Annotated in this window: 9 protein-coding genes; 4 read left to right on the forward strand and 5 right to left on the reverse strand. The window is 63.5% G+C overall.

Features of this window, described 5'->3' with window-relative positions; translation table 11 throughout:
• Positions 1–148: 148 nt before the first annotated feature.
• Positions 149–1,021 carry an SDR family oxidoreductase gene (locus LMTR21_RS10900; protein ID WP_065753744.1) on the reverse strand — a complete coding sequence of 291 codons (873 nt, stop codon included), beginning with the start codon at positions 1,019–1,021 and terminating at the stop codon, positions 149–151.
• Between the two features lie 100 nt (positions 1,022–1,121).
• On the opposite strand from LMTR21_RS10900, the gene LMTR21_RS10905 reads away from it, so the two are divergent.
• From LMTR21_RS10905 to ppc, 3 genes are all read left to right on the forward strand, one after another.
• Positions 1,122–1,937, forward strand: a complete 816-nt coding sequence (locus LMTR21_RS10905; protein ID WP_065753743.1) for a crotonase/enoyl-CoA hydratase family protein — start codon at positions 1,122–1,124, stop codon at positions 1,935–1,937.
• A 126-nt stretch (positions 1,938–2,063) separates the two neighbouring features.
• Positions 2,064–3,605, forward strand: a complete 1,542-nt coding sequence (locus LMTR21_RS10910; RefSeq protein ID WP_065753750.1) for an acyl-CoA synthetase — start codon at positions 2,064–2,066, stop codon at positions 3,603–3,605.
• Between the two features lie 227 nt (positions 3,606–3,832).
• Positions 3,833–6,625 carry a phosphoenolpyruvate carboxylase gene (gene ppc / locus LMTR21_RS10915; protein WP_065753742.1) on the forward strand — a complete coding sequence of 931 codons (2,793 nt, stop codon included), beginning with the start codon at positions 3,833–3,835 and terminating at the stop codon, positions 6,623–6,625.
• A 117-nt stretch (positions 6,626–6,742) separates the two neighbouring features.
• On the opposite strand, the gene LMTR21_RS10920 is transcribed toward ppc, so the two are convergent.
• The 4 genes from LMTR21_RS10920 to LMTR21_RS10935 all read right to left on the reverse strand — a co-directional run bounded on the left by LMTR21_RS10920 (position 6,743) and on the right by LMTR21_RS10935 (position 10,752).
• Positions 6,743–7,678 carry an SMP-30/gluconolactonase/LRE family protein gene (locus tag LMTR21_RS10920; protein WP_084030669.1) on the reverse strand — a complete coding sequence of 312 codons (936 nt, stop codon included), beginning with the start codon at positions 7,676–7,678 and terminating at the stop codon, positions 6,743–6,745.
• Between the two features lie 448 nt (positions 7,679–8,126).
• A complete protein-coding gene (locus tag LMTR21_RS10925; RefSeq protein WP_065753740.1) occupies positions 8,127–9,041 on the reverse strand; it encodes an SDR family oxidoreductase in 915 nt (304 codons plus the stop codon).
• 153 nt (positions 9,042–9,194) lie between these two features.
• Positions 9,195–10,334, reverse strand: coding sequence for a thiolase C-terminal domain-containing protein (locus LMTR21_RS10930; RefSeq protein WP_057839587.1), 1,140 nt, complete (start codon positions 10,332–10,334; stop codon positions 9,195–9,197).
• 4 nt (positions 10,335–10,338) lie between these two features.
• Complete coding sequence (locus LMTR21_RS10935; protein ID WP_065753739.1) at positions 10,339–10,752, reverse strand: Zn-ribbon domain-containing OB-fold protein; 414 nt, start codon at positions 10,750–10,752, stop codon at positions 10,339–10,341.
• A 206-nt stretch (positions 10,753–10,958) separates the two neighbouring features.
• On the opposite strand from LMTR21_RS10935, the gene LMTR21_RS10940 reads away from it, so the two are divergent.
• Positions 10,959–12,299, forward strand: a complete 1,341-nt coding sequence (locus LMTR21_RS10940; protein WP_065753738.1) for an acyclic terpene utilization AtuA family protein — start codon at positions 10,959–10,961, stop codon at positions 12,297–12,299.
• The last annotated feature ends 1 nt before the right edge of the window (position 12,300 follow it).

The raw sequence follows: 12,300 nt of genomic DNA on the forward strand, positions 1-12,300 counted from the left end.
CATTATTATTGTTTACCCGGGAGATGATATGGGTTCGGAGCGTTACACGCAATCATCCGTCATTGCGAGCGAAGCGAAGCAATCCATAGCGCCGAGCAGGAAGCATGGAATGCTTCGTCGCTACGCTCCTCGCAATGACGGCACCGGATTATCCCCGCGCCGCGCGGTCCTTCTCGTTCTGTGCCTTGATCGAGTCGCGCGCCTTGTTCCAGTCGTCGTCGCTCCAGTCGCGCAACTGGTAGAAATTGCCGCCCATGGCGAGCGCCTGCGCGCCATCCATGGCGATGGTCTCGCCATTGATCCAGTCGCAGCCGCCGGAGATCAGGAACACGGCAAGATTCTGCAGTTCCTCCATGGTGCCGACCCGGCCCATCGGGTTCTGCGCCCTGGTGCGTGCGCCGGCCTCGTCGCCGGGCTTGATGCGCTTGCTCATGCCCTCGGTCGGGATTTCGCCTGGAGCAATGGTGTTGAGGCGGATGCCGTGTTTGCCCCATTCCACCGCAAGCGACATCGTCATGGCGTGGATCGCGGACTTGCTCATCGCCGACGGCACCACATAGGGCGAGCCGTTGCGCACCCAGGTCACCGTGATCGACACCACGTTGCCGCGGTGGCCTCCGGCGATCCAGCGCCGCCCGACCGCATGCGTCACATAGAAGGTGCCATGCATCACGATATTGGCGACCGCATCGAAGCCGCGCGGCGAGAGTTCTTCCGAGCGCGAGATGAAATTGCCGGCGGCGTTGTTGATGAGATCGGTGAGAGGCCCCGAGGTCCAGATCTGTTCGATCATCTCGTCGACGGCAAGCGCATTGCGGATGTCGACGCCATGGCTGACCACACGCCCGCCATGCAGGTCCATCAATTCGGTCGCGGTTTCGTCGCACACAATTTTGCGGCGGCCGCAGATATGGACTTCGGCTCCCAGTTGCAGAAACCGCGCGGCCATGGACTTGCCGAGGCCGGTGCCGCCTCCGGTCACGAGAATGCGGCGCCCGGCGAGAAGCTGATCGTTGAACATCGTTTCCACCCACGGGATTGTCTGTTAATTGGTCGATTGACTAAAACCGGACAATTCCGTTCTGTAAAGCCGCAACAGCGGCCTCAGCGAGGAGATTTTCATGGAGCAACGCGTCTCGATCTCGATTTCGGACGGTATCGCCGATGTCCGGCTGGTGCGGGCCGACAAGATGAACGCGCTCGATGCCGCGATGTTCGAGGCGCTGGTGGCGGCGACCGAGCGGCTGGCGCATGAAAAAGGCGTCCGGGTGGTCGTATTGTCGGGGGAAGGACGGGCGTTTTGCGCCGGTCTCGACATGGGGCGCTTCCAGGCCATGAAGGAAAACGGCGGTAACGGGATCGCCGGCGGCGAGAAACGCGACCTGACTGCACGCACGCATGGTCTCGCGAACTTCCCGCAGCAGGCGGTCTGGGGCTGGCGTCAGCTTCCGGTGCCTGTCATCGCCGCGATCCAGGGCGTCGCGTTCGGCGGTGGATTCCAGCTCGCGCTCGGCGCCGACATGCGCTTCCTCACGCCTGATGCGCGGATGTCGATTATGGAAATCAAATGGGGCTTGGTGCCCGACATGGCGGGCACGCCCATTCTCGCCAGCCTCGTCCGCGACGATATCTTGCGGGAGCTGACCTACACCGGGCGCATCTTCTCCGCGCAGGAAGCCATGAGCTATGGGCTCGCGACACGGATCTGCGACGATCCCCGCGCGGCGGCCTTCGAAGTGGCACGCGAAATCGCCGGCAAGAGCCCTGATGCAATCCGCGCCGCCAAGCGCATGCTCAACAAGCTCTCGGTCGATCCGGCTCCGGCGCTGCTCGCCGAATCCGTCGAGCAGCAGAAGCTGATCGGCAGCCCGAACCAGACCGAGGCGGTGCGCGCCAATATGGAAAAACGTGCGCCGCGGTTCGCGGAGGCGGGATAATCTCATCCGTCATTCCGGGATGGTGCGTTAGCACCAGACCCGGAATCTCGAGATTCCGGGTTCGATGCTGCGCATCGCCCCGGAATGACGTCGACACAAACCCGGCAGCAGATCGGAAAGCGACAAATGTCTACCTCCCCCTTCCTCGGCATCATCAGCGGCCCGCGCCGCCGCAGCCACGACGAGATCGCCGAGCGCAGTGAGCGCATCGCCAGCGGATTGCAGCAGCTCGGCGTCAAGCAGGGCGACAGCGTCGCCATGCTGATGCGCAACGACATCGCCTTCATCGAGGCGGCCTATGCCGCGATGCGGCTTGGCGCCTATGGAGTGCCGGTCAACTGGCATTTCAAACCGGAAGAGATCAATTACGTGCTGAAGGATTCCGGCACCGCGGTGCTGATCGCGCATGCCGACATGCTGCATCAGTTGCGCGAGGCCATCCCGAGCGGCGTCACTGCGCTCAGCGTGCCGACCCCGCCGGAGATCGTCGCGAACTACAAGATCGATCCGGATCACCTCGCGACGCCCGACTTCGCCATCGATTTCGAATCCTGGCTGAAGCAGCACCCGCGCTATGACGGGCCGGCGGTGCCGCAGCCGCAGAACATGATCTACACCTCGGGCACCACGGGTCATCCCAAGGGAGTTCGTCGTTTCGCGCCGACGCCGGAGCAGACCGCCAATGCCGAGCGCATGCGCGCGATGATCTACGGCCTTAAGCCGGGCGCCCGCGCGCTGCTGCCGGGCCCGCTGTATCATTCCGCGCCGAACTCGTTCGGCCTGCGCGCCGGCCGGCTCGGCGGTGCGCTGGTGATCATGCCGCGTTTCGACGCGGAAGAGTTTTTGCGGGTGATCGAAACCGAGAAGATCGACACCATCTTCATGGTGCCAACCATGTTCATCCGGCTGATGAAGCTGCCGGAGGAGGTGCGCAAGAAATACGACATGTCCTCGCTGCGCCACATCATCCATGCAGCCGCACCCTGTCCGGCGGACGTCAAGCGCGCGATGATCGAGTGGTGGGGCCCGGTCATCTACGAATTCTACGGCTCGACCGAGTCGGGTGCGGTTACCTTTGCCACGTCCGAGGACGCGCTGAAGAAGCCCGGCACTGTCGGCAAGATTTCGCCCGGCGCGGAGCTGCGCTTCATCGGCGACGACGGCAGGGAATTGCCGCAGGGCGAGATCGGCGAAATCTATTCGCGCATCGCGGGCAATCCAGATTTCACCTATCACAACAAGCCGGAGAAGCGCGCCGAGATCGATCGCCAAGGCTTCATCACCTCGGGCGACGTCGGCTATATCGACGCCGATGGTTATGTCTTTATCTGCGACCGCAAGCGCGACATGGTGATCTCAGGCGGCGTCAACATCTATCCGGCCGAGATTGAGGCGGCACTGCATGCGATTCCCGGTGTGCATGACTGCGCGGTGTTCGGCATTCCCGATGCGGAATTCGGCGAGGCGCTGATGGCGGTGGTGGAGCCGCAGCCGGGCGTGACGCTCGACCTCGCATCCATCCGCGGCCAGCTCAAGGTTTCGCTCGCCGACTACAAGGTGCCGAAGCACATTGAGATCCAGTCCAACCTGCCGCGGGAGGATTCCGGCAAGATTTTCAAGCGCCGCCTGCGCGATCCCTATTGGGAGCGGGCAGGGCGGAGGATTTAGGTATCTTGTCGTCCCTGCGAACGCAGGGACCTATACTCCGCGGCTTCTCTGACGGCCACGCCGGCCCAGACCTTATGCGAGCCCCATGGCCGGTGGCTATGGGTCCCTGCTTTCGCAGGGACGACGCAAGAGAAGGACGACGAAGACCCGCCTCCATCTTTATCTTGCACTGCGGCAAAAAAATTGCACACTCGGGACAGCCGGGCTGTTCCTGAGGTGGCGAGCCGATGTCTTCCCAGATCATGCCTTCCGAGATCGAGATCCGGCTCAATCGCAGCGATGAAACGCTGGCGATGGAGGAAGATGCGCGGCTGCGGACCGATATCCGGCTGCTCGGCCGGATTCTCGGCGATACCGTTCGCGATCAGGAGGGCGCCGAGGTGTTCGACCTGGTCGAGCGCATCCGGCAGACCTCGATCCGGTTCCACCGCGACGAAGACAGGCTGGCGCGGCGGGAACTGGAGACCATCCTCGACAGCATGTCGACCGCCGATACCGTGCGGATCGTCCGCGCCTTCAGCTATTTCTCGCACCTCGCCAACATCGCCGAGGACCAGAACAACATCCGCCAGATGCGCGGCCGCGGCCCCGGCGGCCCACGGCCGAGCCTGCTGACCCAGACGTTGGCACATGCCAAGACGGCCGGGATCAGCGCGGCTGAACTGCGCCGCTTCTTCGGGGAGGCCCAGGTCAGCCCGGTGCTGACCGCACATCCGACCGAAGTCCGCCGCAAGAGCACGATCGACCGCGAGATGGAAATCGCCGGATTGCTCGACCGGCGCGAGCGCGTCCAGATGACGCCGGAGGAGGCCGAGGCCTGCGACGAGCAGTTGCGCCGCGCCGTGCTGACGCTGTGGCAGACCAACCTGTTGCGCCGGACCAAGCTGACCGTGCTGGACGAAGTCTCAAACGGTCTCTCCTTCTACGACTACACCTTCCTGCACGAGGTGCCGCGGCTGCATTGCGCGCTGGAGGATCGGCTCAACCGGGAAGAGGGCGGCACGCCGGGCGATCTAGCGTCGTTCCTGACCATGGGAAGCTGGATCGGCGGCGACCGCGACGGCAACCCGTTCGTCACCGCGGACGTCATGCGCGGCACGCTGCGACTTCAGTCGAGCCGGGTGATGAGCTTCTATCTGGAGGAGTTGCACGTCCTCGGCTCGGAACTGTCGCTGGCGGCGCATCTTGCCGATGTCTCCGAAGAATTGCGCGCCCTGGCCGGGCGCTCGCCCGACTCCTCGCCGCACCGAAGCGGCGAACCGTACCGCCTGGCGGTATCGGGCATCTATGCGCGGCTGACCGCGACGGCGCTGAAGCTCGAGATCGAAACGACGAGACGGCCGGTCGGCGAGGGCGCGCCGTATGAGAGCGTGCGGGAATTCAAGGCCGATCTCGATGTCCTCGATCGCTCGCTGATTGCGAATAATTCGGGCGTGATCGCGCGCGGCCGTTTGCGCCTGCTGCGCCGGGCCGTGGATTGTTTCGGCTTCCACCTCGCACGGCTCGACATCAGGCAGAACTCCGCGGTGCATGAGCGCACGGTGGCGGAACTGTTCGATGCGGCAATATCAGGCATGTCCTATCTGGACTTGAACGAGGAAGCCCGCGTCAGCCTGCTGTTGAGCGAACTGCGCAGCGCAAGGCCGCTCAGCTCGGCCTTCGTCAGGTACAGCGACGAAACGCTCAGCGAACTCGCGGTGTTCCGCGCTGCCGCAGAGGCCCATGCCCATTTCGGCCCCGATGTGATCCACCAATGCATCATCTCAATGTGCAAGGGCATGTCCGACATGCTGGAGGTCGCGGTGCTGTTGAAGGAGGTGGGCCTTATCAATCCGTCCGGCCGCAGCGCCATCAACATCGTGCCCCTGTTCGAGACCATCGAGGACCTGCAGGCCTCTTCCGGCATCATGGACCGGATGCTGTCCCTCCACGATTATCGCCGGCTGGTCGACAGCCGCGGCGGCATCCAGGAGGTGATGCTTGGCTATTCCGACAGCAACAAGGATGGCGGCTTCGTCACTTCGGGCTGGGAGCTCTACAAGGCCGAGATCGGGCTGGTCGACGTGTTCGAGCGCCACAGCGTGCGGCTGCGGCTGTTTCACGGCCGCGGCGGATCGGTCGGCCGCGGCGGCGGACCGAGCTATGACGCGATCATCGCGCAACCCGGTGGCGCCGTGAACGGCCAGATCCGCATCACCGAGCAGGGCGAGATCATCTCCAGCAAATATTCCAACCCCGAGGTCGGCCGCAGCAATCTGGAAGTCCTTGCCGCGGCGACGCTGGAAGCAAGCCTGTTGCATCCCCGGCAAAGCGCGCCGCGCAAGGAGTATCTGACCGCGATGGAGGAACTGTCCGCATTGGCCTTCAAGGCCTATCGCGGGCTGGTCTACGAGACCGAAGGCTTTGCCGACTACTTCTGGGGCTCGACCGTCATCACCGAAATCTCGACGCTGAACATCGGCAGCCGCCCGGCGTCGCGCAAGAAGACCCGCGAGATCGAAGACCTGCGCGCCATTCCCTGGGTGTTCAGTTGGGCGCAGTGCCGGCTGATGCTGCCGGGCTGGTACGGCTTCGGCTCGGCGGTGGAGACCTGGATCGCGGAGCATCCGGAGCAGGGCATGCCGTTCCTGCAGGAGCTCTATCGCGAATGGCCGTTCTTCCGCACGCTGCTGTCGAACATGGACATGGTGCTCGCCAAGAGCTCGATCGCAATCGCCTCCCGCTATGCCGAGCTGGTGCCAGACGTGGCTCTGCGCGAGAGCATTTTTGGCCGCATCCGGCGCGAATGGCATTCCTCGATCGAGACGCTGCTCGACATCATGGGGCACGAACGGCTGCTGCAGGGCAACCCGCTGCTGGATCGCTCGATCCGCAACCGCTTTCCCTATCTTGACCCGCTCAACCATGTGCAGGTCGAGCTGCTGAAGGAACATCGCGCGCAGAACCCGGATGAGCAGGTGCTGCGCGAGATTCAGCTCACGATCAACGGGATATCGGCGGGGCTGAGGAACAGCGGGTGAGGGGCGGCGATGGCCTCACCCCGTCATTGCGAGCGCAGCGAAGCAATCCATCTTTCCGAATACGCGGATGGATGGATTGCTTCGTCGCTTCGCTCCTCGCAATGACGGCGGAGTCACTCACGGCTTCATCGCACCCTGCGCACTGGTGTAGACGGCATACAGCGACGACGAGCCGCAGATGTAGAGCCTGTTGCGCTGCTGGCCGCCGAAGCACAGATTGGCGACGGTTTCCGGGATGTGGATCTTGCCGAGGAGATCGCCGTCAGGCGTGTAGCAGCGTACGCCGTCCTCATTCGGATCGCCCCAACCCACGGAGCACCACAGGCGCCCGGCGGTGTCGCAGCGCAGCCCGTCGGTAATGCTGGGCTTGGGCATATCAGCAAACACCTTGCTGTTCGAAAGCTTTCCGGCCGCGAGATCCACGTCGAACACGCGGATATGCGACGGGTTGTCAGGTCCGTCGGTGAAGCCGGTGTCGCAGATATAGAGCTTCTTCTCGTCCGGCGAGAAGCAAAGGCCGTTCGGCTGCACGAAGTCATCGACCACCATCTTGATGTCGCCGGATTTCGGATCCACCCGGTAGACGTTTTTCTTGTCCTGCTCGGGATCGGCCTTGATGCCCTCGTAAAAGCCGCCGATACCGTAGGCCGGGTCGCAGAACCAGATCGAACCGTCAGCCGCGACGACCGCGTCGTTCGGCGAGTTCAGTTTCTTGCCATTGTACTTGTCGGCGATGATCGTGATGGAGCCGTCGAGTTCGGTTCGGGTGACGCGGCGGCCCGAATGCTCGCAGGTGATCAGCCGTCCCTCGCGATCGATCGTATTGCCGTTCGAGTTCATCGAGGGCTGGCGATAGACGCTGAGATGCCCGTCATCCTCAGAGAAGCGCATGATGCGGTTATTGGGAATGTCGCTAAACAGCACGTAGCGCCCGGCCGGGAAGTAGACCGGACCTTCGGCCCAGCGGAACCCGGTCGCCACGCGCTCGACCGCCATGGTGCCGGCGAAAGCCGGAAAGCCCGTCGGCCCGAACGAAACCTTCGGCTTCTTCATCGACTCCAGGCGGGCATCCGGATAGCGGGCGCCGGGAAGCGGGCCGAGCGGCAGGGGCGGCGATGCCGTGGTCGGTGCGCCGGTCTGGCCGAGCGGCGCCACAGAGGCGGCAGAAGCCGTCTTCATCGTCACGGCCGAGGCGGCGAGTGCTGCCGCGCCGGTCAGTATCTTGCGACGGTCAAAACCGCCGCCCTGTTGGTGGGGATCGGAAAAGGTCAGTGAGGTTGTCATGATTTCCTCCCGTGTATTTTTTGTTGGGAGGAAAAACATCAGCCCGCATTCCGGCATAAAGCAGGCGGGCTGTGATGGAATAACCGAAGATGGCGGCGCGCCGGGATGCGTAGGGTGGGCAAAGCGAAGCGTGCCCACCATGCAGAACGGTCGGTGACGGAATGGTGGGCACGACGCTACGCGTCTTTGCCCACCCTGCGCTTTTTCGTCTAGGCGTTCAGATCGGGTCCCACGTAAAGATATCCGCGGAGCGATCGAGTGCGGTGAACGATCCCTTCAGCGCCGGCATGCCGTGCTCGGCAATGGTCTGCGGCGTCCAGCCTTCGCCGCGGTGAACCGAGCGCACCGGACGATTCTGGCTGAACAGGAAAATCTCGTTCATACGCACGCCGAAGATCTGCCCGGTGACGTCCTTGGCGGCATCGGAGAGCAGGTGGGCGCAGACCGGGGCGATCTTCTCCGGTCCCATCTGCTTGATCTTCTCGACGCGCGCCTTTTCGGCATCCGTCCCGGTCGGGATGGTGCCGATCATGCGGGTCCAGGCGAACGGCGAGACGCAGTTCGAGCGCACATTGAAGCGGCCCATGTCGAGCGCGATCGACTTCGACAGGCCGACGATGCCGAGCTTGGCGGCGGCGTAGTTGGCCTGGCCGAAATTGCCGATCAGGCCCGAGGTCGAGGTGAAGTGCACGAAGGCGCCAGACTCCTGTTCGCGATAGATCCGCGCCGCGGCGTGGCTCACATAGAACGAGCCCATCAGGTGCACCTTGATGACGGCCTCGAACGCTTCCACGCTCATTTTATGGAAGATCATGTCGCGCAAAATGCCGGCATTGTTGACCACGCCGTCGAGCCGGCCGAAATGATCGGTCGCGGTCTTGACGATCTTGCTGGCGGGGATCGCTTCGGCCACCGACTCGAAATTGGCGACTGCGGTGCCGCCGCGCTTCTTGATCTCCTCGACCACTTCCTCGGCGGGCGCCGCGCTCGAACCGGCGCCGTCGGCCGCGCCGCCGGGATCGTTGACGACGACCTTGGCGCCTTCGGCCGCGCAGAGCAGCGCGATCTCGCGCCCGATGCCGCGGCCTGCGCCGGTGACGATGATGACCTTGTCTTGCAGTGATTTTGCCATTGAGGGATTTCTCCTGTTGTTGTCGGTCATTCCGGGGCCCGCGAAGCGGGAACTATGATGCGCAATTGCGCATCTTAGAATCTCGAGATTCTCTGATGTGCAATCGCACATCATAGTTCGATGCTGCGCATCGCCCCGGAATGACCGACGTGATTACTTCTCGTTCGTAAAGATGATCGTGCCACTCGCCGCGAACATGCCGCCGACGCCGTGGCAGACCGAAATCTTGGCGTCCTTGACCTGCGCCGGTGCGATGCCGCGCATTTGCCGCACGCTCTCCTGCAGCGCGTACATGCCGTACATGCCGGAATGCATGTAGCTCAAGCCGCCGCCATTGGTGTTGAGCGGCAGCTTGCCGCCGGGGCGGGTGTTGCCGTCGGCGATGAATTTTCCGGTCTCTTCATGCGGCATGAAGCCGAGATCGCCGAGGCCAAAGAGCGGCAGATGGGCAAAGGCATCGTAGATCATCAAATGATCGACGTCCTTGTGGGTGATGCCGGCCTCCTTGAAGGCGGTCGGCCCTGCCACCTTGAAGGCGCGCGAGGAGTTGAACGTCTCCATCTGGCTGACCATCGGCGTTTCCACGCTCTCGCCAGTGCCGAGAATATAGACCGGCTTCTTCGGAAAGTCCTTGGCGCGGTCGGCGGAAGTGAGGATCAGCGCGCCGCCGCCGTCAGTGACGAGGCAGCATTGCAGCAGGCGGAACGGGTAGGCGATCATCCGCGAGTTCAAGACGTCGGCGACCGTGATCGGGTCCTTCATCATCGCGCGCGGGTTCTTCGCGGCCCATTCGCGCTGGGCCACCGCGACCATCGCGATCTGCTCATGGGTAATGCCGTAGGTCTTCATGTAGCGCAGCACGGGAATCGGGAACATGCTGGGCGGGCCGTAGACGCCGAACGGCGCCTCGAACTGGCCGTTGAGGCTGTCGGCCGGTGTCGAGCGCGGCAACTTGCCGATCATCGACTTGCCGCTCTCGGCGTGCGTGATCAGCACGGTCTTGCACAGCCCGGCCTCGATCGCGGCCGCGGCGTGGCGGACATGCAGCATGAACGAGCAGCCACCGACCGAGGTGCCGTCGACCCAGGTCGGCGTGATGCCGAGATAGTGGGCGATCTGCTGCGGGGTTTCCACCGCGGTGGCGATGCCGTCGATGTCGGACAGCTTCAGCCCGGCATCGGCGATGGCGTTCAGCGCCGCATCCGCATGGAGCTGGATCTGCGACATGTTCGGGATGACGCCGAGTTCGGTAGTCTCGGCTGCGCCGACGACGGCGACCTGGTTTCTGCGCATATGCTTAACCCTTCGCCGGACGGAACAAAGGAAGGGTGATCTTGTCGTCGAGTTTTTCGAACGCGACTTCGAGCTTCATGTCGAGCTCCAGCGCCTCCGGCGTCTGCGGGCAGTCGATGATGTTGCTCATCATGCGCGGTCCCTCGTCGAGTTCGACGACCGCGATCGCGTAAGGCGCGGTGAAGCCGGGCGCGGCGGGGCGGTGGTTGATGACGTAGCTGTAGAGCTTGCCCTTGCCGCTGGCCTTGAACACGGAAACCTTGCGCGAGGCGCAGGAGGGGCAGAACGGGCGCGGCGGAAAATAGACATTGGCGCAGGCGTCGCAGCGCTGCAGGCGCAATTCGCCGGCCTGCGTTCCATCCCAGAAATGCTGCGTCTCGGGCGTGGGTTTTGGTTTAGCGCGCGCGGGCTCCGCCATTCGGCAATTCTCCTTGGGACGCGGACGCTTGCCCGCATGTTTCAATCTTGATGCGACATAGACTGTTCCCCGTCAACGGTCCGAGCAGTGGCCCTGCCGCATGGCCGCATTCCGGCAGGCCACAACGCTTGTATGCCAGTAATTTTCCGCGCTAGGGTATTTGTCCGTTGCGAGCCGCGTGGTGCTTGCAGCGACAAGGAGACGATGTGCGGACGATACGAATAGGGTCCGGTGCCGGCTATTCGGGCGATCGCATCGAGCCTGCGATCGAACTCGCCGAAAAGGGCGATATCCAGTATCTCGTGTTCGAATGCCTCGGCGAACGTACGGTGGCGCTCGCGCAGCAGGCGCGCATGAAAAATCCCGACGGCGGCTTCGATCCATTGCTCGAGGAGCGCATGCGCGCGGTTCTGCCGGTCTGCGCCGCCAAGGGCATCAAGATCGTGACCAACATGGGCGCGGCCAATCCGGAAGCCGCCGCGCGGAAGACCGCCGAGATCGCAAAATCGCTCGGACTGCCGTCTCTGAAAGTGGCAGCTATCGTCGGTGACGACGTACTCGACGCCTGCAAGGCGGGCGATTTGCCGATCATGGAATTCGATGGCACGATCAAGCAACTCGGCAACCGGCTGTTGTCGGCGAATGCCTATCTCGGCGCCGAGCCGATGGCGCAGGCGCTGGCTGCGGGCGCCGATGTCGTCATCACCGGCAGAGCATCCGATCCGGCGCTGTTCCTGGCGCCGATGATCCATGCCTTCGGCTGGGCAATGGACGACTGGAATCTGCTTGGGCAGGGGACAGTTGCCGGACACTTGCTGGAGTGCGCCGGGCAGATCACCGGCGGCTACTTTGCCGATCCCGGCTACAAGGATGTGGCTGATCTGGCGCGGCTTGGATTTCCGATTGGAGAGGTCGGCGAGGATGGCAGCCTTGTCGTCACCAAGGTTGCGAGGTCGGGCGGCGCGGTGACGGCGCAAACCTGCAAGGAGCAGTTGCTGTACGAGGTCCACGACCCCACGAAATATTTCCAGCCGGATGTGGTCGCGGATTTCTCGCAGGTAAGGATCGAGGAAATCGGACCCGATCGCGTCCGTGTCAGCGGCGGGCGTGGCAAAAAGCGAACCGATACGCTGAAGGTCTCGGTCGGTTATGTCGACAGCTACATCGGCGAGGGACAGATCTCTTATGCCGGTCCCGGCGCACTGGCGCGGGGACGGCTGGCGCTGGAAATTGTCCGCGAGCGGCTGAAGCTGACCAATGTCGCCGCGAGCGAATTGCGGTTCGAACTGGTCGGCGTCGATTCCTTGCACGGACCGGAAGTGTCCGCGCGCGCCGGCGAACCTTATGAGGTGCGCGTGCGGGTCGCCGGGCGCACCGAGAACCTGCGTGAGGCGATCAGAATCGGCAACGAGGTCGAGACACTCTATACCAACGGCCCGGCCGCGGGTGGCGGCGCCTGGAAATCGGCGCGCGACGTGGTAGCGGTCGCGTCCGTGTTGCTGCCGCGCGAGCTGGCAAAGCCGCAAATTCGGTTTGTGGGGGCTTAAG

Source organism: Bradyrhizobium paxllaeri (genome assembly GCF_001693515.2).
Classification (GTDB): domain Bacteria; phylum Pseudomonadota; class Alphaproteobacteria; order Rhizobiales; family Xanthobacteraceae; genus Bradyrhizobium; species Bradyrhizobium paxllaeri.

Coding starts and splice junctions, on each gene's coding strand:
- LMTR21_RS10900 (WP_065753744.1), bottom strand. CDS start 1,021: ATGTTCAACGATCAGCTTCTCGCCGGGCGCCGCATTCTCGTGACCGGA.
- LMTR21_RS10905 (WP_065753743.1), top strand. CDS start 1,122: ATGGAGCAACGCGTCTCGATCTCGATTTCGGACGGTATCGCCGATGTC.
- LMTR21_RS10910 (WP_065753750.1), top strand. CDS start 2,064: ATGTCTACCTCCCCCTTCCTCGGCATCATCAGCGGCCCGCGCCGCCGC.
- ppc (WP_065753742.1), top strand. CDS start 3,833: ATGTCTTCCCAGATCATGCCTTCCGAGATCGAGATCCGGCTCAATCGC.
- LMTR21_RS10920 (WP_084030669.1), bottom strand. CDS start 7,678: ATGAAGAAGCCGAAGGTTTCGTTCGGGCCGACGGGCTTTCCGGCTTTC.
- LMTR21_RS10925 (WP_065753740.1), bottom strand. CDS start 9,041: ATGGCAAAATCACTGCAAGACAAGGTCATCATCGTCACCGGCGCAGGC.
- LMTR21_RS10930 (WP_057839587.1), bottom strand. CDS start 10,334: ATGCGCAGAAACCAGGTCGCCGTCGTCGGCGCAGCCGAGACTACCGAA.
- LMTR21_RS10935 (WP_065753739.1), bottom strand. CDS start 10,752: ATGGCGGAGCCCGCGCGCGCTAAACCAAAACCCACGCCCGAGACGCAG.